Below are 22571 nucleotides of genomic sequence, written 5' to 3'. Positions count from 1 at the left end.
CGATGGGATTCTTCAACAAGCTGGTGCGCCACAAGACGGTCGAACAGTTGCAGGCGGAGGCCGACACGCGTGGCGATTTCCGCCGCGTGCTGGGGTTGTGGCAACTCACCGCGATCGGCATCGGCGGCATCATCGGCGTCGGCATCTTCGTGCTGGCCGGCCAGCAGGCGGCGATGAACGCCGGGCCCGCGGTGGCGATCAGCTTCCTCATCGCCGGCTTCGGCAGCGCCTGCGCCGCGCTGTGCTACGCCGAGTTCGCCGGGCTGATTCCGGTCACCGGCAGCGCCTATACCTACGGCTACGCGGTGCTCGGCGAGTTCGCCGCGTGGATCATCGGCTGGGACCTGCTGCTGGAATACGCGCTGGTGGTCGCGGTGGTGGCGATCGGCTGGTCCGGCTACGTGCAGGTGCTGTTGAATTCGGCCGGCGTGCACCTGCCGGAGTGGGCGCAGCAGAGCATGAGCGCGCAGACCATGGAGTACTACCTGCAGCAGATCTTCGGCCTGCACGGCAGCAACCCGATCGCCGGGCCCAGCGACGGCCACCGCTTCAACGTGATCGCCGCCGCGGTGTCGCTGGCGGTCGCCGTGCTGTTGACCGTGCGCACCGAGTGGGGCGCGCGTTTCAACACGCTGGTGGTGGCGATCAAGGTGATCGGCGTGCTGCTGGTGGTGCTGGTCGGCGTGTTCTACATCGACACGGCGAACTGGCACCCGTACATCCCCGCGCGGGTGGTCGACGTCAGCACCGGCATCGGCCACTTCGGCTGGCAGGGCGTGCTGACCGGTGCCAGCGTGGTGTTCTTCGCGGTGTTCGGCTACGACACGCTGACCACCGCGGCGGAGGAATCGAAAAATCCCCAGCGCGACCTGCCGCGCGCGGTGCTGCTGTCGCTGGGGATCGCGATGGTGCTGTACATCGAGGTGTCGCTGGTGCTCACCGGCATCACCCACTACAGCAAGCTCGGCGGCGAGGCCTCGGTGTCCGACGCGTTCGAGTCGATCGGCCTGCACTGGCTCAGCATCACGATCGCGGCGGCCGCGGTGATCGGCGTTACCAGCGTGCTGTTCGCCTTCATGCTGGGCGCGGCGCGGATCTGGTTCGCGCTGGCCCGCGACGGCCTGCTGCCGACCTGGTTCGCCAAGGTCAGCCCGCGCTTCGGCACGCCGGCGCGGCCGACCCTGATCCTGGGCGTGTTCACCGCGCTGGTCGCCGGGCTGCTGCCGATCGGCGAGGTGGCCGAGCTGGTCAACATCGGTACGCTCAGCGCCTTCATCATCATCTGCGCCTCGATCATGCTGCTGCGCGTGCGCCGCCCCGACCTGCAGCGCAACTTCAAGACCCCGGCGGTGTGGTTCACCGCGCCGCTCGGCATCCTGTTCTCCGTCGCGCTGATCTACGGCCTGCCGTGGATCACCTACGAGCGGTTCATCGTCTGGATGGCGCTGGGCTGCGTGATCTACTTCGCCTACGGCATCCGTCGCAGCAAGCTGGCGTCGTCGAACCGGGGCTGAGCCTCACCAGGGTCAGGCGCTGACGACCCGGTCGCGGCCGTCGCGCTTGGCCTGGCGCATGGCCTGATCGGCGCGGACCAGCAGGGTCTCGATCGCCTCGTCGGCGTGGTCGCGTTGGGCCACGCCGATGCTCACGGTCAACGGGCCATCCGGGCGCTGAACTGCGTGTATGGCCAGCCGCAGTTGTTCGGCGCGCGCGTCGGCCTGCTGCAGGTCGAGACCGGGCAGCAGCAGCGCGAACTCCTCGCCGCCGATGCGGCCGATCAGGTCGCCCTGGCGCATCTGCTTGCGCATCACCGCAGCCAGCGCGACCAGTGCCGCGTCGCCCGCGGCATGGCCGTGGTTGTCGTTGAGCGGCTTGAAGTGATCGGCATCCAGGTACAGCACGCACACCGGCTGCTGCCGGCGGCGGATGTCGCCCAGCGCGAGCCGCGCCAGTTCGAAAAAACGGTTGCGCAGCAGCAGGCCGGTGAGACCGTCGGTGTTGGCCTGCTCGCGCAGCTGGCGCTCCAGCCGGAACTGCTCGAACAGGGTGCGCGCCATGAACGCGCGCAGCACCGTGGACAGCGCGATCGCGATCGTCATGTAGACCAGGTACTGGAAGGTCTGCGCGCTGTCGATGCTGCCGAGCAACAGCATCGGCAGCGGCCCCAGTGCGCACAGCAGCATGGCCGCGATGAAATCCCAGCGGGCCAGCCAGATCACCGACGACGCCACCGGCAACAGCAGCCCGGGCAATACCGCGGATTGCTTGTGCACGTCACCGAAGCTGTTGAGGTTGATGCCGATCTCCAGCAGCAGGACGCACAGCAGGGTCAGCAGGCTGAGCAGCCGCGGCTGGCGTACGTGCCGGGTCGACGCGGCCACCAGCAGCAGCGGTACCAGCGGCGCGAGGCGCAGCCACAGCGGCAGCGGCGAGTCACGCACCAGGGTGGTGGCGGCGACCGCCACCAGGTAGGCGAACGCGCCCACCAGCATCAACGCGTGGATCATCGGCCCCATCTGCAGCGCCAGGTACTGGCTGTACTCGCGGCGCTGGTCCGGGTCGTCGGCGTGACGGAGGTTATTGAACAAGGCGTGCATGCGGTTCCCGCGGGTGAAGGACGTGAGGGTGTCAACGCAAGCCGAGCAAGATGGGTGCCAGGTCCCCACGACCAGCCGGATCGGTTCATGTACGGGCCATGGTCGTGACCTTCGGCAGGGGTGAAGCCCGGTGTTGCCGGTCTAGCATCGACGCCCTGGATTCCTGTCGCGGCAACTTTTCGCGACGCGGATTCCCGGAGCCCGCCTGGCCTGTCCGCCTCGCGCCGTGGAGCACGGCCCGAGCGGAGCCGTGCCCGCCAGGCTTTCCATCCCCACCCGGAGAACGCATTGAAAGCCACCCGCCTCGCTTCCGCCCTTGCCGCTGCCGCCTTCGGCCTGGCCAGTTTCGCCGCGTTTGCCGATGTTCCGGCGCCGCAGGATGTGCCGTACCAGGGCACCTTGAAGATCAATGTGGACGCTACCGACGTGGCGCGCCGGATCTTCCGCGTGAACGAGGTGATCCCGGCGCAGCCGGGTCCGCTGACCCTGCTGTACCCGCAGTGGCTGCCGGGCAACCATTCGCCCAGCGGCCCGATCGACAAGCTGGCCGGCCTGGTGGTGACCGCGAACGGCAAGACCCTGCCGTGGAAGCGCGACACGCTGAACGTCTACGCGTTCCACGTCGACGTGCCCGAGGGCGCCAGCAGCGTCGAGGTGTCGTTCCAGTTCCTGTCGCCGCAGAGCGTCCGCGAGGGCCGCGTGGTGATGACCCCGGAAATGCTGAACCTGCAGTGGAACGCCAACACGGTGTATCCGGCCGGCTATTTCGCCAAGCGCATCATGGCCGAGGCCAGCGTGACCTTCCCCGCCGGCTGGCAGTTCGGCAGCGCGCTGGAAGTGGCCTCGCGCGACGGCGACACCGTGCACTTCAAGCCGATCGCATACAACGACCTGGTCGACTCGCCGATCTACGCCGGCAAGTATTTCAAGCGCGTCGACCTGGACCCGGGCGCGAAGACGCCGGTGCATCTCAACATCGTGGCGGACGCGCCGAAGTACCTGGAGATCACCCCGGAGCAGCTGAAGGTGCACCGCAACCTGGTGCAGCAGATGTACAAGCTGTACGGCGCGCATCACTACGACCACTACGACTTCCTGTTCTCGCTCAGCGACAAGATGAGCGGCAACGGCCTGGAGCATCACCGTTCCAGCGAGAACGGCGTGAGCACCGGCTACTTCACCGAGTGGGACAAGAACGCGCTGAGCCGCGACTTGCTGCCGCACGAATTCAACCACTCGTGGGACGGCAAATACCGCCGCGGCGCCGACCTCACCACGCCGAATTTCAACGTGCCGATGGAAGACTCGCTACTGTGGGTCTACGAAGGCCAGACCCAGTTCTGGGGTCAGGTGATGGCCGCGCGCTCGGGCCTGTGGAGCGGGGAACAGGCACGCGACATGCTCGCTTTCGTGGCGTCCACCTACGACCGGGGCCGCCCCGGCCTGGCCAGCTGGCGCAACGTGCAGGACACCACCAACGACCCGATCATCGCCAAGCGCGCGCCGCTGCCGTACCGCAACTACCAGGGTAGCGAGGACTACTACTCCGCCGGCCAGATGATCTGGCTCGACGTCGACGCCAAGCTGCGCGGACTCAGCCGCGGCAAGCATTCCATCGACGATTTCGCCAAGGCGTTCTTCGGCATGGACAGCGGCCAGTGGCACGTCAACACCTACACCTTCGAGGACGTGGTGAAGACGCTCAACGACATCCAGCCGTTCGACTGGGCCAGCTACCTGCGCACTCGCCTGGACGGCCACGGCCCGCTGATCGGCGGCGTCGAGGCGCACGGCTGGAAGCTGGTCTATACCGACAAGCCGTCCGCCGCGGTGAAGGCGATCGAGGCGCGCCGGCATTCCGCCGACCTCACCTATTCGCTCGGCCTCTCGGTGGGCAAGGACGGCAGCATCGCCGACGTGCTGTGGGACGGTCCCGCGTTCAAGGCCGGCATCTCGCCGGGCATGACGGTGGTCGCGGTCAACAGCCACGACTACGACGCCGATGCGCTGAAGGACGCCGTTACCGCCGCCGCGAAGGACAAGAACCAGCCGGTCGAACTGCTGGTGAAGGACTTCGACCAGTACAAGACCGTGCGCATCGACTACCACGACGGCCTGAAGTACCCGCACCTGGTCCGCGACACCAGCAAGCCCGACACCCTGGGCGAACTGCTCAAGGCCCGCTGAGGCCACGCCGCTCCCGCCTTCCCGGCCTGCCCGGGCGGGCGGGAACACGCTGCCGGCCGCGGTCCACCCCAGCGGCAACTCGGCTATACTGCGCTCCCCGCGGTGCCGGCCTCCGGCCACAGTCCGCGCGCGGCCATACATGCGCCCGTAGCTCAGCTGGATAGAGTACTGCCCTCCGAAGGCAGGGGTCGTGGGTTCGAATCCCGCCGGGCGCACCATTTTCTTTCTGCTTGAACCGGGCGGCCAGCGGGCGCGTCGGTGGCACGTCGTGACGGGGCTGCTTTCGCGATCGTCGCGCACGTGAGGCGTGCAATCGTTCGCCGGGAACCGCTGGCGAGTTGCTGGTTGTCGAGTACGAGCGGCATCGTCTGCACGCGGCGGGGAAGAAGCGGCTCGGCGATCGCGTCGTACATGCAGCCCGGAGCAAGGGCGACGGGTTGGGCTACGACGTGCTCTCTCGACGTCGGTGGCAGGGAACGTCTGATCGAGCTCAAGACGACGGCCTTCGGTCCACAGCTGCCGTTCTGCATCAGTCGCAATGAAGTCGGCCTTTCCGAGACGCTACCGGAACAATTCCATCCGTAGCGCCTCTACAGCTTTCGTACCGCGCCGCACCCGTTTGATCTGTCGGGCGCCGAGGGCGCGCGTTGCAGGCTTGATCCGGTCGGTTTTCTCGCGCGATTCGGTTGGGCATCGCAGCCCACTCCACACGGGAATCGTGTGCTACCGCACCGCAGCAAGCTTGCCGCGCCTTGTCCGTAGTAGCGTTCGCTGCAAGGGGGCGGGAGCTGGCATTGCCCTTGGGGGCGGACGTTGCGGCAGGGGTTGGCGGGTCCCGATTGCCGGGACATGCGGCTGTCATGCGCGGACGACAAGATAAATAGCTGCCCGTTTCGGGTGACCAATGCGTTGTTCAGGGGAAATCATGTCGAATTCGAAAGCGGGTGCTTGCGCGCCGACACCGCGTCGCAACGGGCTGTCCTGGTCGATCCGGTGCCTGTTGCTGGGTCTGGCGCCGCTGGCGGTGCAGGCGCAGCAGGCAAGCGACGCGCCGGCCGCGGCCAGCACGGCGCCGTCGGTGGCGAACGCGATCAACCTCAACCGCATCACCGTGACCGCGCAGAAGCGCGAGCAGCAGGTGGCGGATGTGCCGATCTCGATCTCGGCGTATTCGAATGACTTCATGCAGCGCTTCGGCATCAGCGACGTGGAGACGCTGAGCCGCTACGTGCCCGGTGTGCAGGTGCAGGTGCAGAGCCCGAACAACCCGGGCATCGCGGTGCGCGGCATCACCACCGACGACGGCGCGGCGACTGCCGCCACGCGCGTGTCGATCTTCCAGGACGGCGTGGACATCAGCCGCTCGCGCGGCTCGATGGTGGCGCTGTTCGACATGGACCGGGTCGAGGTGCTGCGCGGCCCGCAGGGCACGCTGTTCGGCCGCGGCGCCGAGAGCGGCGCGATCTCGCTGATCCAGAACAAGGCGCAGGCGGGCAACGCCGGCGGCTTCCAGGCCGAGTTCGGCAATTTCTCCAGCCGCAAGCTCACTGGCTACCTCAACACGCCGATCTCCGACAACGTGTACGCGCGCGTGGCGGTGCATCACGCCCATCACGACGGCTACATCGAGAACCTCAGCGGCGGCCGCCTCAGCGGCGAGGACACCAACGCGATCCGCGCCAGCCTGCACTTCAACGTGGGCAGCGGCAGCGGGGTCGACCTGATCGCGAACTACCAGCGCGACGCGCCGCCCGGCACCGATTTCCGCAGCGCCACGGTGCCGAATCGCCACGGTTCCACCGATGTCTACGGCGCCGCCGATCTCGACCACGGCGACGAACTGGGCCTGCGTCGCAAGGTCTACGGCCTCACCGCGATCGGCGACTTCGCGCTCAGCGACGACTGGCGGCTGTCCAGCACCACCGGCCTGCGCAAGTTCAATTCGCTGGAAAAATTCGACGCCGACGGTTCGCAGGTGAACATGCTGAATTTCGCCGAGCATTCGAAGAGCCACCAGCTGAGCCAGGAGCTGCGCCTGAACTACGACGCCGGCGGCAACTTCACCGGTTTCTTCGGCGCCAACTACTTCTACGAGAACGGCAGCCAGGGCGTGCCGTTCGGCACCGACGAGCGCAGCCTGCTGCTGCAGCTGCTGGCGCTGGCGCCGACCCTGGACGGGTTGTCCGATTCCACCCGCCAGCTGATCGCGCTGCTCGGCCCGCCGCCGCCGCTGCTGGACGCCAACAACATGCCGAACCAGCCGTACAGCGCCATCCCGCTGCTCGGCGTGCCGCTGAACACGGACGAGCGCGAGGGCTACACCAACTACGGCCGCTCCCGTTCGTACGAGATGTTCGCCGACGGCACCTGGCACCTGAACGATCGCTTCGACCTCACCGGCGGCCTGCGCGTGACGCGCGAGGAGCAGGCGGCCGGCTACCAGGTCAGCAACGCCTCGCCGGCGTCCGGCATCGGTTCGACGCTGGCGCTGTTCGGCGCGGGCTTCAATGGCATCACCGGGCCGAACAATCTGTTCGTGCCGACCAACGGGCGGTTGTCCAACAACAGCAGCAGCACCTCGGTGGTGGGCCGGCTGATCGGCAGCTTCCACGTCAACGACTCCACCAACAGCTACCTCAGCGTGTCGCGCGGGCGTCGGCCGAACGTGCTGGCGTTCAACGTCAACGCGGCGGGCAACGGCTACGACAAGGTGGTGCTGCCGGCCGAGACGATCATGAGTTACGAGCTGGGCCTGAAGGGCGAAGCCAACGGCGGCCGCTTCGCGTACGACCTGTCCGCGTTCTACTACGACTACAACAACTTCCAGAGCCAGGCGTTCCAGGGTGGTCGGCTGCTGCAGCTGAACGCCGGCCGCGCCAGCGTGCCGGGCTTCGAGGCCTCGCTGCAGCAGGCGTTCAGCGACCGCTTCAGTGGCTTCGTCAACTACAGCTACCTGCGCGCGCGCTTCGCCGACAAGGACAACCAGGGCCGCGAGCAGGCCTATGCGGGCAACCATCTGCGGCTGGCGCCGGACCACACCCTGGCGGTCGGCGTGCAGTGGAACCAGCCGCTGGCGAACGGGCGCAACCTGTACGTGCGGCCGAGCTATACATGGCGTTCGAGGATCTATTTCGAGGACGACAACAACCCTGCCTACGCGCAGCCGGCCTACGGCCTGTTGAACCTGCGCGCCGGCGTCACCTTCGACAAGGGTCGCTGGGATCTCGCCGTGTGGGGCGCCAACCTGCTGGACAAGAAGTACCTGATGGATGCCGGCAACGTGGGCGAGAACTTCAACCTGGGCACGTATATTCCCGGCGCGCCGCGCACGTTCGGCATCAGCATCAGCGGCAAGTTCTGAACGCGTGCGCAAGCGGCGCATCGTGCTGGCGGCGGCGCTCGTGCTGGGCGCCGTCGCCGCGCTGGGGCCGCGGGCGCAACGGCGCGAGTTGACGGTGCGGTTGCCGGCGGTTCCCGCCGCACCGCTGCAACTGCAGGCGTGGGTGGACGCGCACGAGGCGGCGCAGCCGGGCGTTCGCGCGGACAACCAGGCGCGCATCGTCTGGGCCGATCCGCAGCATCCCGCGCGCACCGCCTGCGCGATCGTCTACCTGCACGGCTTCGGCGCCAGCCAGGGCGAGGGCGCGCCGGTGCACCGCGAGCTGGCCCGCGACTTCGGCTGCAACCTCTACCTCAGTCGCCTGCCCGGCCACGGCCTGACCGCGTCGGACGCGATGCGCGGGCTGGATGCGCAGCAGCTGGTCGACGGCGCGGCGCAGGCGCTGGCGATCGGTCACGCGCTGGGCGGGCGGGTGATCGTGATCGGCACCTCGATGGGCGGTGCGCTGGCATTGGAGTTGGCGGCGCAGCAGCCGCAGGCGGTCGACGCGCTGGTGCTGTGGTCGCCGCTGGTGCGCGAGCGCGACGACCGGCTGGCGCCGATGTTCTGGCCGTGGGGCGGCGTGTTCATGCGCTATGCCTACAACCACGGCAACGAGATCGTGCCGCAGCACGGCGATTCCCTCTACTGGTCGAAGGCGATCCACCTGGATGGCTACCGCAGCGTCGCCGTGCTCAGCCGTAGCGCGCTGAACCCGTTCACCTTCGCGAGAATCCATGCCCCGGCCTTCGTCGGCTACTACTACCGCGACGAGAAGAACCAGGATTCCACCGTGTCGGTGCCGGCGATACTGGGCATGTTCGACCAGTTGGGTACGCTGGCGCGGTTCAAGCGCAAGCAGGATTTTCCCGACGCCGGTGCGCACGTGATCGCCTCGGCGGTGTATTCGAAATCGGTCGAGGCGGTGCACCGGCGCAGCCGCGGGTTCCTGCATGATGTCGTCGGCCTGCCCTATGCGCACTGACTGGGGAGCCCTCGTGTATCGCCTATGCTTGATCCTCGCCCTGCTTCCGGGAATCGCCATGCCCGTCACCGCTGCTGCCGTCGAGAAACCACTTGCCGCCAAGGTGCTGGTGATCGGCCATCGCGGCGCCAGCGCGCTGCGCCCGGAGCACACGCTGGCTTCGTATGCGAAAGCGATCGCCGACGGTGCCGATTACATCGAGCCGGACCTGGTGATGACGAAAGACGGCGTGCTGGTGGCGCGTCACGAGAACGAGATCGGCAGCACCACCGACGTGGCCGACCATCCCGAGTTCGCCGCGCGCAAGACCGGCAAGACGATCGACGGCCAGGCCGTGACCGGCTGGTTCAGCGAGGACTTCAGCCTGGCCGAGCTGAAGACGCTGCGCGCGCGCGAACGGCTGCCGAAGCTGCGCAGCACGCAGTACGACGGCCAGTTTCCGCTGGCCACGCTGGACGAGATCATCGACCTGGTCGCCGCCGAGTCGAAGGCGCGCGGGCGGGTCATCGGGATCATCCCGGAGATCAAGCACGGCACCTATTTCCGCAAGATCGGCCTGCCGCTGGAGGACACGCTGCTGGCTACCCTGGCCGCGCATGACTACACGCGCACGGCGCCGGTGGAGATCCAGTCGTTCGAGGTCGGCAACCTGAAATACCTGCGCGGCAAGCTTGCCGACGGCACGCACGGCAACATCCGCCTGCTGCAGCTGCTCGGCGACGCGGAGGAACAACCGTTCGACGTGGCCGCGGCGGGCGGCCAACTCGACTACGCGCAGATGATGACGCCGGCCGGGCTGCGCGAGATCGCCACGTATGCGGATGCGATCGGGCCGAGTATCCGCGCGATCATCCCGTTGAAGTTCAACCACCTGCTCGGCGCGCCTACCCGCCTGGTGCACGACGCGCACGCCGCTGGCCTGGAGGTGCACCCGTACACCTTCCGCCCCGAGAACTATTTCCTGCCGCTCGACCTGTGGCAGGGCATCGACCCGCGCAACGTCAACGAGGCCGGTTCCATCACCGAGATCCGCATCTACCTGGCCACCGGCATCGATGCGTTCTTCACCGACGATCCGGCGATCGGGCGCAAGGCGCTGGACGGGCGCTGAAGCACGCAGAGGCGCCTTGCTGACGCCTCTGCGTGTGCATGCCGGATCGAGCGCAGTCAGCTCTTCCTGATCGCGAAATCCTGCTTCGCCACCGGCTTGCCGTCGAGCGAGATCTCAACCTTGTACTTGCCTTCCGGCCACAGGTCGGGGTTCTGCACCTTGAACGTGGTGATGGCGGGGCCATCGGTGGCGATCGACTGGCTGATGCTGCTGACCAGCTGGCCCTGGCCTTCCAGGTAACTCCACTTCGCGTTGAGCGTGGCGCCGCCGCTGCTGCCTTCGGTGGCGACGCTGGCGTAGATGGTCTTGTCGTTGGTGGCGAAGCTGTTGCTGGCGCGGGTCACCTGGTGCTCGGCGTTCACCGCGCTGCCCAGGGTCAGCTTGGCCACCGTGAGCGGTGCGGCCGGAGCGACTGCCGGGGCGGCGCTCGCCACGCTGGCCGTAGCGGCAGGGGCTGCGCCGGCGGCCGGCGGCAACGCTGCCGCCGTGCTGGCCGGTGCGGGCGCCGTCGTCGCGGCTGCCGGTGCGGTGCTGGCCGGGGCTGGCGTACCGGCCGGCGCCGGTTCGTTCTTGCCGCAGCCGCCGAGCAGCAGCAGGCCGGCCACGGTGGCGCTGTACAGCGCAGTGAAACGCATGGATCGTGTCATGGGAACTCCGGTGTCGATGACGTGGCGGATGCCGCTCCATGGCCTTGGGTCAGGACACCGAGGCTAGCGCCGCCGATCTGAAGCGCCGATTACCGGAGGGAATCGCCGTGGCCGAACTTTCACGCGGCGATGACGTGCGGCGCTACTGGCGAACCGTGCGCGGGTTGCCGGGCGTGGCCGGCGCGCTGCTGCGGAACGGGTTGATGTCCAGCCCGCCGCGGCGGGTGTAGCGCGCGTACACGCTGAGCTGCCGCGGCGCGCAGCGCCGGGTCAGGTCGACGAAGATGCGTTCCACGCATTGCTCGTGGAATTCGTTGTGGGTGCGGAACGAGACCAGGTAACGCAGCAGGCCGGCGTGGTCGATCGGCGCGCCGTGGTAGGCGATCTGCACGCTGCCCCAATCGGGCTGGCCGGTGACCGGGCAGTTCGAGCGCAGCAGGTGCGAGACCAGGATTTCCGCCACCGGCGTGGCGGCGGTATCGGCCTGCAGCAAGTCGGCGTTCGGCGGGCCGTAGTGGTCGATGGCGATGTTCTGCTCGTCGAGCAGGAGGCCGTCCAGGTCGACGGCGGGGAGCGCGCTTGCATGCGCGTCGCGCAATTGCACGTTGACCACCGCGCCGGCCGCCGCGGACAGGTCGTGCATCAGGGTGGCGGACAGCGTCGCGGCGTCGGCGATGCGCTCCTGCGCGAAGCCGTTGAGGTACAGCTTGAACGACTTCGATTCGATGATGTGCGGCGACGACGCCGGCACATGGAATTCGGCCAGCGCCACCTGCGGCTTGCCGCGCGGGTCGAGCCACGATAGCTCGTAGGCGTTCCAGATATCCACGCCATGGAACGGCAGCGTCTCGGCGATGCCGATCTCGGCGCGCTTGTCCGCGCGCGGGATCGGAAACAGCAGGCGCGGGTCGTAACGGTCGGCGTAGACGGTGTCCTTGCCGAGCGGGGAGTGTTCGGGAGTGCTCATGCCGCGCAGTTTAGTCGCCTTGCTTCTCGCCCTGCGAGGCACTGGCGGGAAAGATCGGGAGCGAACCCTCCCCAGCCCACCCGGCGAGCAGGGGCGGGAGCGGCGCGTTACACGTTGACCATGTGCATGCCTGAGCTGACGTAGCGGTCGCCGGCGGCGGCATCCGGCGGGAACACCGCGTCGATGGTCTCGAGTTCGGCCGCGCCGAGCTGCACGTCGAGCGCGCCGAGGTTTTCGTCCAGTCGCGAAGGTTTCCTGGTGCCCGGGATCGCCAGCACGTCCCGGCCTTGCGCCAGCACCCAGGCCAGCGCCAGCTGCGCGGGCGAGCAGCCCTTGTCGGCGGCCAGCGCTTGCACCTGTTCGACCAGTTGCAGGTTGCGGGTGAAGTTGTCGCCCATGAAACGTGGACTGGTGCGGCGGTAGTCGTCGGCGTCGAAATCGTCCGGCGAGCGGATCGCGCCAGTGAGGAAGCCGCGGCCCAGCGGCGAATAGGCGACCAGGCTGACGCCGAGCTTGCGGCAGGCGGCGAGCATGCCGTTCGTTTGCGGGTCGCGCGTCCACAGCGAGAATTCACTTTGCAACGCGGCGATCGGGTGCACCTTGCACGCACGTTCCAGCGTGGCGCCGGAGGCTTCGCTGAGGCCGAGGTAGCGCACCTTGCCGGTGGCGACCAGGTCGGCCATCGCGCCGACGGTCTCCTCGATCGGCACGGCCGGATCGACGCGATGCTGGTAGTACAGGTCGATGGTGTCGATGCCGAGCCGCTGCAGGCTGGCGTCGCAGGCCGCGCGCACGTAGTCCGGCCGGCCGTTGACGCCGCGCGCCTGCGGGTCGTCCGGATCGCGCACGATGCCGAACTTGGTGGCGATGAAGGCCTGCTGGCGGCGGCCCTTGATCGCCTTGCCCACCAGCGCCTCGTTGGTGTGCGGGCCGTACATGTCGGCGGTGTCGAGCAGGTTGAGGCCGCGGTCCAGTGCGTGATGGATGGTGGTGATCGATTCGGCGTCGTCGTGCTGGCCGTAGAACGCGCTCATGCCCATGCAGCCGAGGCCGAGGGCGGAGACGGCCGGGCCGTTGTGGCCGAGAGTGCGGGTCTGCATGGTGGTCGCTCCGATGGGTGAAGGTGGGTGAATGGTGCGCCGCGCCGGCAAGCTGCGCGAAATTCTGCCGGTGCATCCGCCGCCGTTGCCGATGACCGCAGCAGCGGCAGATGCCGGCACGGCTGCGTGGCTGGTGGAGCTGTGACGGTGGGGCGGCACTGAGCGGCCACGCTGTATCGCAGAAGCGCACCCTGCGCACGGGGCGGTCGCGGAATGGTGGAAATTCCTACGACGCGCGCGGCGGGCCGGGGCGTGGTGCGCTGGTGCCCAGGGTGTCGCTGGTCAGCGGCGCGCCGGCGGTGATCAGGGCGCCGCGCTGTTCGGCCAGGGGCAGCCGCAGTATGCAGTCCTCGAAGCCGGCCAACTTCTGGAATGCCGGCAGCGCCTGCACCTGCGCCACCAGCGCGGCCATCAGCGGCCAGCGTTCGGCGTCGATCGTGTAACGCACGAACGAGGCGGTGCGGAAGAAGCTGGCGAGGCTGATGTCGGCGATCGACAGTGCGCCGAACACGAAGCCGTCGTCCGGCAGCTGCTGTTCCAGGTAGTCGAGCGCGGCGGGGATCTCCACTTCGCGCGCATGCTGCACCACCGCCTCGTTGGGCGCTTCGCCGAAAACGTGGCGCTTGATCGCCAGTTGGTGGAACAGCCGCCAGATCAGCCCGTCGGCCAGCCGCGTGTCGGCGTATTCCTCCAGCCAGCGCGCGCGGGCGCGGTCGGCGATGTCGCGCGGGTAGAGCGCCGGCGTGGGTTGCTGGTCTTCCAGGTACTGGCAGATCACCGAGGAATCGCTGAGCACCAGTTCGCCGTCGATCAGCACGGGCACGCGGCGCAGCGGGCTGAGCCGGGTGAACTCGTCGTTGCCGAAGAATGGCGTGATCGGGTCCACTTCATATTCCAGCCCTTTCAGCTCAAGGCATACCAACACCTTGCGCACGTAGGGCGAGAGGTAATTGCCGATGACTCTGAGGCGCTGTGGCATGACGCGGCTCCAGGAACACGGGTGGCGCAGCGTGCGACGGCCGGCGCAGGCGCGTCAAGCGGGTTCGGTGCCGGTCGCCCATCTCGGCCACGCCAGCGCCTGGCCGCCGAGCGGGCTGCCGGGGGGCATCGGGGTCGCTTCCGCGGATGGATGGGCGCGGGCCGCGTGTCGTCCATGCGGTGGCGCATTCTGCGGTATGGGCGGGGCAATCGGGACCAATGGCAGGGGTGCCATCGGTCATGCTCGCGTTAGCATCGGGTGTTCGGGTGCATCTGGGCCAGGGTCGGCAACCGCAGAAATCCGCTTTCGCAAGGGGAACGCAACATGGGTTTGAAGATCAGCAGTTCGCGCGTGCTTGGCGCGTTGGTAATGGGAACCTTGTCGGCCGGCGTCGCCGCGCAGGGACGCACGCTGAGCGCGAACGACTACGCGCGGGCGGAACGCTTCATGAGCTACAACACCGCGCCGCTGGTCGACCACGCGGTGCAGAAGGTCGAGTGGCTGGACGATGGCCACTTCTGGTATGTCGACCACGATGCCGGCGGCGATCACTTCGTGCGGATGGACGCGGCCAGCGGCAAGACCGCGCCGCTGTTCGACCAGGCGCAGCTGGCCGCGGCGCTGGGCAAGGCCGGCGGCAAGCCGGTCGATGCGAAGAAATTGCCGGTGACCGGCTACGAGGCGAGGCCGGACGGGCGCATCGATGTTGCCGTGCGCGGCAAGCACTACGTGTGCGACCTCGCCGCCGCCGAGGCGAGCTGCGTCGACCGCGCCGCGCTGGTGAAGACCGGCAAGGAGCCGGGCGCGCTGTCGCCGGACAAGCAGAGCGAGGCGTTCATCCGCGACTGGAACCTGTGGCTGCGCGACGTCGCCACTGGCAAGGAGACCCAGCTCACCACCGACGGCATCGAGAACTTCGGCTACGCCACCGACAACGCCGGCTGGAAGCACACCGACAAGGCCATCGTGGAGTGGTCGCCGGATTCGAAACAGATCGCCACCTTCCAGCAGGACCAGCGCAAGACCGGCGAAATGTACCTGGTCAGCACGAATGTGGGTCATCCGAAGCTGGAAAAGTGGAAGTACCCGCTGGTCGGCGACAAGGACGTGACGATGATCGAGCGCGTCATCGTCGACGTGGCCGCGAAGAAGGTGCTGCGCCTGCAGATGCCGCCGGACCAGCATCGCTCCACCCTGTGCGACGACGTCAGCTGCGGCCCGGACGGCGGCTGGGACGACGTGAAGTGGGCGGCCGACGGCAGGACGCTGGCCTTCGTCTCCACCTCGCGCGACCACAAGCACGAATGGTTCCGCATCGCCGACACGACTACCGGCAAGGTGCGCACGGTGTTCGAGGAATCGGTGCCGACCTACTACGAGAGCGGCAACGGCGCGGTGAACTGGCGCTACCTGCCTGAGACGAACGAGGCGATCTGGTTCAGCGAACGCAACAACTGGGGCAACCTGTACCTGTACGACCTCACCAGCGGCAAGCTCAAGCGCGCGATCACCAAGGGCGAAGGCAACGTCACCGAGGTGCTGAAGGTCGATCCGAAGACGCGCACCGTGTGGTTCCGCGGTGTCGGCCGCACGGCGGGCGTGAACCCGTACTACCAGCAGTTCTTCAAGGTCAGCCTGGACGGCGGCAAGCCGGTGCTGCTGACGCCGGAAGCGGCCGACCACACCGTCACGCTGTCGCCGGACGGCAAGCTGTTCGTCGACGCGTACTCCACCACCATCACGCCGCCGGTCACGGTGCTGCGCAGTTCCGACGACGGCCGCAACGTGGCCAGCGTGGCCACCGCGGACATCTCGCGGCTGAAGGCCGCCGGCTGGGTGCCGCCGATCCCGTTCACGGTGAAAGGCCGCGACGGCAAGACCGACCTGTACGGCGTGATGTTCAAGCCGACCGACTTCGACGCCGCGAAGAAATACCCGATCATCGACTACATCTACCCGGGACCGCAGACCGGTTCGGTGCGCGGGCGCAGCTTCCTGCCGGCGCATGGCGACAACCAGTCGCTGGCTGAACTGGGTTTCATTGTGGTGGCGCTCGACGGCATGGGCACGCCGTGGCGTTCGAAAGCGTTCCACGACGCCTACTTCGAGCACGTCGAGGACAACACCCTGCCTGACCAGGTGCTCGGCCTGAAGGAACTCGGCAAGAAGTATCCGTGGATCGATCTCGGCCGTGTGGGCATCTGGGGCCACTCCGGCGGCGGCAACGCCACCGCGGCGGCGATGTTCCACTACCCCGACTTCTTCAAGGTCGGCTGGGCCGAAAGCGGCAACCACGACAACCGCAACTACGAAGACGACTGGGCCGAGAAATGGCAGGGCCTGCTGGTCACCGACAAGGACGGCAAGACCAACTACGACGCCCAGGCCAACCAGAGCTTCGCGAAGAATCTCAAGGGACGGCTGATGCTGGTGCACGGCACGATGGACGACAACGTGCCGCCCTATCAGACCCTGCTGGTGGCCGACGCGCTGATCAAGGCGAACAAGGACTTCGACCTGCTGCTGATCCCGAACGTCCACCACGGCTACGCCGAGGCCACTCCGTACGCCACCCGCCGACGCTGGGATTATTTCGTGCAGCACCTGGCCGGCAATACCCCGCCGGCGGAGTACCAGCTGAAGGCGTGGCCCTGGCGCTGAGCGCAGATAGGCGAGTGCAGATAAGCGAGTGAAACGCCGACGCCGTCGTTCTTTCCCCGCTTGCAGAGCAGAAGCAACACGCCTGGTTCCTCCCCCTGCGCAGCAGGGGGAGGTCAGGAGGGGGTGACGCTCTTGACCTTGGCTTGGCGGAAGAGCGCTCCCTCACCCGAGGGATTTTCCCGCAGACAGGGGGCGGTTTTGGAAGGCTGAGTCAGCGCAGGCTCGTCGGCTTGGCGACGCCCTTGGTGATCGCTTCGTCGAGCAGCTTCGTGATCTGCTGACTGGCCTGGCTGGTGGCTTGTTGCTGGCGCTTGCCCAGCGCTTCCTGTTGCGCGCCAAGCGCTTCCTGCTGCTTGCCGAGTTCGGCCTGCTGCCGGCCCAGTGCCGACTGTTGCTGACTGAGCGTTTCCTGCCGCCGATCGAGTTCCTGCTCGCTGGCTTCCAGCTTGGTACGGTTCGCCTGCGTTTCAGCGGCGTGGTCGCGCTGGCTGGATTGCGCGGCGAGCGTGGCTTGCCGGCTGGCCAGCATCGCGCGCTGGCCGGCGAGCTGCCCCTGCTGGGCGCCCAGCATGCCTTGCTGCGCGCCCAGGGCGCCCTGTTTGCCGCCGAGCGCACCCTGCTTGCCGCCCAGTTCGCCTTGTTGCTTGGCTAGGGCGTCGACCGGCGCGTAGGCGGCCTTCGCGCGTTGCACGTAGGCGGGGTCGTCGATCAGATAGGCCTTGTCGCCACGGCGAAACCACATCGTGGGCTTGCCGTCCCGCTGCAGGCGCTTGGCGGCGGCGAGGTCGACGTCGCTGCCGTTGACGATGGCCGCATCGCCGTCGAACAACGCGAAGCCTTCGCTGGCATCGGTATGGATGGCGACGTTGGCGTAGTGGACGTGCAGGCCACTGGCATCGTGCGGCGGGGCGGGTGGCAGCGGTGGTGCCGGCGGCACGGCGGGAACAGCGGGGAGCGGTGCCGCTGGGGGAGCCGGCGGCGGGGGTGGCGGTGGCGGCAGCAGGCTCGCCTGCGTGGAAGCTGGCGTGGCGGGAGTGTTGTCCGCGCCGGCTGCCGTCACGCGATAGGGCAGCACGCCGACGAGGGCGATCAGTGCGACGAGCAGCCAGCCGCGCGTGCGCAACGACGGCTGGTTCACGGGTTGCTGCAACATGGTCAGTCGCCTCTTGAGGTTGTGGAAGGACGGGGAAGCGCCGGCGAGGCCGGCGTGCATCGGCTGCGCCACGCCGAGGCGCAGCAGCAGGCGGCCGTAATCCTGCGGCGCGGCGTGGTCCTGCTGCAGGACCTGCGCATCGCAGGCCGATTCGCGGTTGAGCGCGTATTCGCGTATCGCCCAGCGCACCAGCGGGTGGAAGCAGAACAGGCACTGCGCGATTGCCGGCACCCAGGCCAGCCACAGGTCGCCGCGGCGCAGGTGGGCCAGCTCGTGCGCGATCGCCATCGCCGCTTCGTCGGCACTGAGCGCGTGGCCGGCCGGCAGCAGCACGGTGGGCCGCCACAGGCCGGTCACCTGCGGCGAGATGATCGCGTCCGAGACGCGCAGCCGTGGACAGCGGCGCAAGCCGAGCTGCCGCGACTGCTGTGTGCACAGCGCTTGCAACGAGGCATCGCGCAAGGCTTGCGATTCACGCAGCATGCGTCGCGCCTGCCGCCGTTGGCGCAGCGCGATCAGCGCCTGCAACAGCACGACGGCCAGCCACGACAGGGCGATGCCGGTGCGCCAGGACAACGCCGGTGTGGCCGGCGAAGCGATCGACGGCAGTGCGGCGTCGGCGGTCGCCGTCGTGGCGAAGAACGCCACCGGCGGCGTGACCGGCGCGGTCGCTTCCAGCGGAGCGGGCGACAGCAACGGAAGCTCCAGCGGCGCATGCCACAGCAGGCCGAACAGCAGCTGGGCGCCGACCAGCCACCACAGCATGCAGCGCATCGCTGCCGACAATCGCGGCCACAGACGGCCGGCCAGGTAGACGGCGCCGATCAGCAGGGTGGCCTGGATGGACGTCCAGACCAGTCGCGTCAGCAGGATGTCGGCGAAGTGATTGAGTGCGTCCATCTCACGACTCCTTGCGCCGCGATTGCAGCTGGGTTACCAGCGCCTCGAGCTCGGCCAGCTCAGTGTCGGAAACTTCGGCACGCTCCGACATCCAGGCCACGAACGGCGAGACCGAGCCGCTCAGCGTCTTCTCGACGAAGCTGCCCACGGCGCTGCGCATCACTTCACCCGGACCGGTGGCGGTGCTGTAGCGGAACATCCCCTTGAGCTGCCGGCGTTTGAGATAGCCCTTGCCGCGCAGGCGCTCCATCATGGTCAGCACGGTGGAGCGGGCCAGCCCGCGCGGTTCGCCGAAGCTCGCCGCCACTTCGCCGACCGAGGCGGCGGCGCCGCATTCGTCGAGGTGGTGCAGCAGCGCCAGTTCCTGGTCGCCGATGGTGGGTTTGCGCATGAGCGTGACGCCGTATGACTACAAGTGTAGTCACCGTACGCCTTGACTACAGCTGTAGTCAATAGGCCGTCGGTCATTGGCCGAACCGTGGAGGTTCGTTGCGGCACAAAGAAAACCGGCGCCATCAAGGCGCCGGTTTTCTGCACGTTGCGTGCGGATCAGTCAGAACGTGTAGCGCAGCGTAAGCATCGCCGACCAGCGCGACACCACGCGGCTGGGGTCGTAGAAGCCGCCGTCGTAGACCTGCAGCTGTTGCGGCTGGTAGTTGCCGTTCTTGTCGGTGGGCAGCGTGTACACGTACTGGCCCTGCGCGTTGACGCCGGCGTAGCTGGCCAGCGTGCGGGTCGGGTAGATGCCGGTGTTGCTTGCCTGGCCCCAGTCCTTGTTGAGCAGGTTGAGGAAGTTGTACACGTCCAGCCGGATTTCGCCCTTGTTGCCCTTGAAGATGCCGGGTACTTCCTGCGAGAAACTCATGTCGAGCGAGTTGACCCAGGCCGTGCGGGCGCCGTTGCGGCTGGCGACCTGGCCACGGTGATCGCGCAGGTAGCTGTCGCTGGCGAGGAAATCCTCGAATTGCTTGATCACCTGGGCGCTGGTGCCGGCGGCGTAGGCCACCCTGGCGTCGCCGGCCGTCGGGATGTAGACCGGATCCCAGCCGGAAACGCTATCGCCGTTGGCGTCGTTGGTGAACACCCACGTGTACGGGTTGCCGGTGCGGCCGTTGTAGAACATCGATACCTGGGTGCGATAGTCGCCGAAGAAGTTGTGCTGCCAGTTCAGCGAGGCCTTGAAGCTCTTGGCGATGCTGTAGTTGGAGGTGGCAGCCACGTCGCTGTTCGGGTTCAGTCGCGCCACGCGCTGGTAGCCGTTGTAGGCGATCGTGTCGGTACCCGGATCGACATCGGTGGCATGGTTGAAGGTCATGCTGGCGGTGCCGGAGAAGCCTTCGGAGAACGGCTTGCTCAACGCCAGGGTGAAGCTGTCGGACTTGCCCTTGTGGGTGTTGGTGAGCAGGGTCGACTGCGTGCTGAAGGCGCGGTTCTGGTTGGCCAGCGCGTCTTTCGAGGTGGGCGCCTCGCCGGGGGTCTTCCAGAACTGCAGACGGCCATCCGGCAGTACGCCGGTGGGCGCGCCGAAGTTGGACGCCTGATACAGGATGCCGTCGCGCACCTTGATGTGCTGGTATTCGGCCGACGCCACCAGGCCCCACCACGGCAGCTCGCGATCCAGTGCCAGGCTGGCCTTCCACACCGTCGGCAGGCGGAAGTCCCTGGCGATCGTGTCGATCGAACCGGCGCCGCCACCCGCCGGAATATTCTGGTTGAACGGATCCGGGCTGAACGGCGCCTGCGACGGATCGAAGGTGGTGTAGGAAAGCAGGGTGACGCCGTTGTTCTGGTACGGGTTGGTCATCCACACCGTGGGCGGCGAGGTCTGGAACAGGCCGACACCGCCGCGCAGCTGGGTCTTGTACGCGCTGTCGAACGCGTAGTTGAACGACAGCCGCGGTTCCACCACGCGGTTGCCGGAACCTACCGTGTAGTTGTTGCGGTAGCCGAAGGCCTGCTCGAACGCGGCGTTGTAGACCGGCGGGGCACTGGAATGCGGAATGTCCACGCGCACGCCGTACTGCACCGACAGCTTCTCGTTGACCTGCCAGGTGTCCTGCAGGAACGGGCTGTACTGGCTGTAGGTCCATTGGCCGGCGATGTCGTTGAGCGTGTAGCCGGGCGCCGGGTGGAACAGAATGTACGAGTTGTAGTTGCCAGCCAGGAAGTTGTCGATGCCCCAGAAGTTGTACTGGCCGAACTCGGTCTGGCCGAACAGGTTGTTGATCTTGTTGCGCTGGTAGTCGACGCCGCCCTTGATCGCGTGGTCGCCGAGGTAATAGGTGCCGGCCAGGAACACGCTGAACTTCTTGGTATCGATGTGGTTGTAGTGACGGAAGCGCTCCTCGCCCAGGTTGATCGACGGGCCCTTGCCGGTGGGCGAGAGATTCACGTTGACCGCAGGCTGCTGATACGGCGCGGTGGTGTCCTGCACGAATTTCTGGAACCCGACTTTGGCCTCGGTGGAGAAGTTGTCCGACCAGTCGTCGAACACGTGGGCCACATAGTTCTCGGTGCTGATGGCCTTGGTGTAGGTGTAGCTGGTCAGGCCGATGCTGCTGGGGCTGTTGCCGCCGACGGCGGGCAGCTGTTCCTTGGTGTTCTGGTAGGTGAAGCTGGCGCGGTGGTTGTTGCTGATGTTCCAGTCGATCTTGCCCAGATAGCGCTTGTCGTCGTAGGTCAGGCCGGTCGCCCCGCCGAAGTTGCCGGGGGTGAGGCCGAGCTGCGTCGCTGCGTCGATCACCTTCTGCAGGTCGCCCGGCGACACCTTGTTGCTGGTCGAGGGGCCCTGGCCCAGCGAGTCGTCCAGGCCGTTGGCGGAATCGGCGCCGATGCCGGTGGTCTTCTCGTGCTCGGCCGAGACGAAGAAGAACAGCTTGTCCTTGATGATCGGGCCGCCCACGTTGAAGCCGCCGGTGGAATCCTTCTGGTAGCCCTTGTAGTGGTAGCCGGGGTTGCTGTTGTCCAGCCAGCCGGCATCGCCTACCAGGTGGTTGGCGTTGCGGTAGGCGTAGTAGACCGAGCCGTGGAACTGGTTGGTGCCCGACTTGGTCACCGCGTTGACGTCGGCACCGACCGTGTCGGAGGCGGTGTCGTAGGTGGCGGTCGAGATGTTGTACTCGGCGATCGTTTCCGGCGAGATCGGCGACTTCTGGTACGGCAGGCCGTTGGCGTTGAGGCCGAACGGATCGCCCTGGCTGACGCCGTCGACGCTGACGTTGTTGTAGCGGTTGTTCATGCCGTTGGCGGAGATCGCACCGGTGCCCTGGTCGGTCACGTTGATGCGCGGGTCCAGCCGGGCCACGTCGTCGATCGAGCGGTTGCCCTGCGGCGTGGCTTGCAGCTGCTGTTGCGAAATGTTGGTCGACAGGCCCTTGTTGTCCGAGGAAAAAGTCTGCGCCAGAGTGGTGGCGCTGACCGTCACCGCGGCCAGGTTGCTGGCGCTCGCCGCAGCGGAGGTCAGGCTCAGGTTGATCGACGAGGGTTGGCCGAGCTGCAGATAGACATTGTCACGCTCGACGGTCTGCTCCGCCTTGCTCGCGGTGATCTCGAACGGACCACCGACGCGCAGGCCTTGTGCGGTATAGCGACCATCGCTGTCGGTAAGCATCGACTTGGTGGTACCCGAAGGCTGGTGCACGATCGTCACCGTGGCGCCGGCGACCGGCTGGCCATGGGCGTCCAGCACGCGGCCGCTGACGCCGGAGGTGGTGACGTTCTGGGCAGCCACCGGAGCCATGGCCAACAACGAAGCGATGGCGAGGGGCAGCACTCTGACGCGGAAAGGGGTAGTCATCTGGGATCCTTGCATGCGTTGGCGGTATGGGGCTGACCCTTCGCGGCGCAGACCCCACGGGAGCGCTGCGCTCCCGAAGGCCCGGATCATCGGGGTTTCCCCATGGTTC

14 protein-coding genes and 1 tRNA gene are annotated in these 22571 nt (G+C 67.4%); 7 read left to right on the top strand and 8 right to left on the bottom strand.

Going from position 1 to position 22571, the window contains the following annotated elements:
* The first annotated feature begins 2 nt into the window (after positions 1-2).
* Positions 3-1514: an amino acid permease gene (locus tag ASG75_RS09615; protein WP_056388314.1), complete on the top strand. Its 1512-nt coding sequence runs from the start codon at positions 3-5 to the stop codon at positions 1512-1514.
* Positions 1515-1526: 12 nt separating this feature from the next.
* Here the strand turns inward: ASG75_RS09615 and ASG75_RS09610 are convergent, their stop codons facing one another.
* A complete protein-coding gene (locus tag ASG75_RS09610; protein WP_056388312.1) occupies positions 1527-2597 on the bottom strand; it encodes a GGDEF domain-containing protein in 1071 nt (356 codons plus the stop codon).
* A 288-nt stretch (positions 2598-2885) separates the two neighbouring features.
* Between ASG75_RS09610 and ASG75_RS09605 the strand changes: the two genes are divergently transcribed.
* From ASG75_RS09605 to ASG75_RS09585, 5 genes are all read left to right on the top strand, one after another.
* The gene (locus ASG75_RS09605) at positions 2886-4784 is read left to right on the top strand and encodes a M61 family metallopeptidase (RefSeq protein WP_056388311.1); all 1899 of its coding nucleotides are present in this window, start codon (positions 2886-2888) and stop codon (positions 4782-4784) included.
* A gap of 141 nt (positions 4785-4925) precedes the next feature.
* A tRNA-Arg gene (locus tag ASG75_RS09600) sits at positions 4926-5002 on the top strand.
* Positions 5003-5709: 707 nt separating this feature from the next.
* Positions 5710-8145, top strand: a complete 2436-nt coding sequence (locus tag ASG75_RS09595; protein WP_056388310.1) for a TonB-dependent receptor — start codon at positions 5710-5712, stop codon at positions 8143-8145.
* A 4-nt stretch (positions 8146-8149) separates the two neighbouring features.
* Positions 8150-9148, top strand: a complete 999-nt coding sequence (locus ASG75_RS09590) for an alpha/beta fold hydrolase (protein ID WP_056388307.1) — start codon at positions 8150-8152, stop codon at positions 9146-9148.
* A 58-nt stretch (positions 9149-9206) separates the two neighbouring features.
* Positions 9207-10259 carry a glycerophosphodiester phosphodiesterase gene (locus tag ASG75_RS09585; protein WP_056388305.1) on the top strand — a complete coding sequence of 351 codons (1053 nt, stop codon included), beginning with the start codon at positions 9207-9209 and terminating at the stop codon, positions 10257-10259.
* A gap of 56 nt (positions 10260-10315) precedes the next feature.
* On the opposite strand, the gene ASG75_RS09580 is transcribed toward ASG75_RS09585, so the two are convergent.
* The 4 genes from ASG75_RS09580 to ASG75_RS09565 form a co-directional block, all read right to left on the bottom strand.
* Positions 10316-10906 carry a hypothetical protein gene (locus tag ASG75_RS09580; protein WP_056388304.1) on the bottom strand — a complete coding sequence of 197 codons (591 nt, stop codon included), beginning with the start codon at positions 10904-10906 and terminating at the stop codon, positions 10316-10318.
* Positions 10907-11048: 142 nt separating this feature from the next.
* The gene (gene queF / locus ASG75_RS09575) at positions 11049-11873 is read right to left on the bottom strand and encodes an NADPH-dependent 7-cyano-7-deazaguanine reductase QueF (RefSeq protein ID WP_056388303.1); all 825 of its coding nucleotides are present in this window, start codon (positions 11871-11873) and stop codon (positions 11049-11051) included.
* A gap of 107 nt (positions 11874-11980) precedes the next feature.
* Positions 11981-12973, bottom strand: coding sequence for an aldo/keto reductase (locus tag ASG75_RS09570; protein ID WP_056388301.1), 993 nt, complete (start codon positions 12971-12973; stop codon positions 11981-11983).
* A gap of 226 nt (positions 12974-13199) precedes the next feature.
* A complete protein-coding gene (locus ASG75_RS09565) occupies positions 13200-13952 on the bottom strand; it encodes a glutathione S-transferase family protein (protein WP_056388299.1) in 753 nt (250 codons plus the stop codon).
* A gap of 324 nt (positions 13953-14276) precedes the next feature.
* Between ASG75_RS09565 and ASG75_RS09560 the strand changes: the two genes are divergently transcribed.
* Positions 14277-16613, top strand: a complete 2337-nt coding sequence (locus tag ASG75_RS09560; RefSeq protein ID WP_056388298.1) for a S9 family peptidase — start codon at positions 14277-14279, stop codon at positions 16611-16613.
* A 211-nt stretch (positions 16614-16824) separates the two neighbouring features.
* Here the strand turns inward: ASG75_RS09560 and ASG75_RS09555 are convergent, their stop codons facing one another.
* The 3 genes from ASG75_RS09555 to ASG75_RS09545 all read right to left on the bottom strand — a co-directional run bounded on the left by ASG75_RS09555 (position 16825) and on the right by ASG75_RS09545 (position 22462).
* On the bottom strand, positions 16825-18666 hold the full coding sequence (locus ASG75_RS09555) for a M56 family metallopeptidase (RefSeq protein WP_056388295.1): 1842 nt from the start codon (positions 18664-18666) through the stop codon (positions 16825-16827).
* Position 18667: 1 nt separating this feature from the next.
* Entirely contained in the window at positions 18668-19057 is a 390-nt protein-coding gene (locus ASG75_RS09550; protein ID WP_056388291.1) for a BlaI/MecI/CopY family transcriptional regulator, read from the bottom strand.
* Positions 19058-19219: 162 nt separating this feature from the next.
* On the bottom strand, positions 19220-22462 hold the full coding sequence (locus tag ASG75_RS09545; protein WP_056388289.1) for a TonB-dependent receptor: 3243 nt from the start codon (positions 22460-22462) through the stop codon (positions 19220-19222).
* Between the last annotated feature and the right edge of the window lie 109 nt (positions 22463-22571).

The sequence above is a fragment of the Rhodanobacter sp. Soil772 genome (genome assembly GCF_001428385.1).
Lineage (GTDB): Bacteria > Pseudomonadota > Gammaproteobacteria > Xanthomonadales > Rhodanobacteraceae > Rhodanobacter.
The sequence above is the reverse complement of the archived record's forward strand: the minus strand, read 5'-3'. Positions and strand labels throughout refer to the sequence as shown.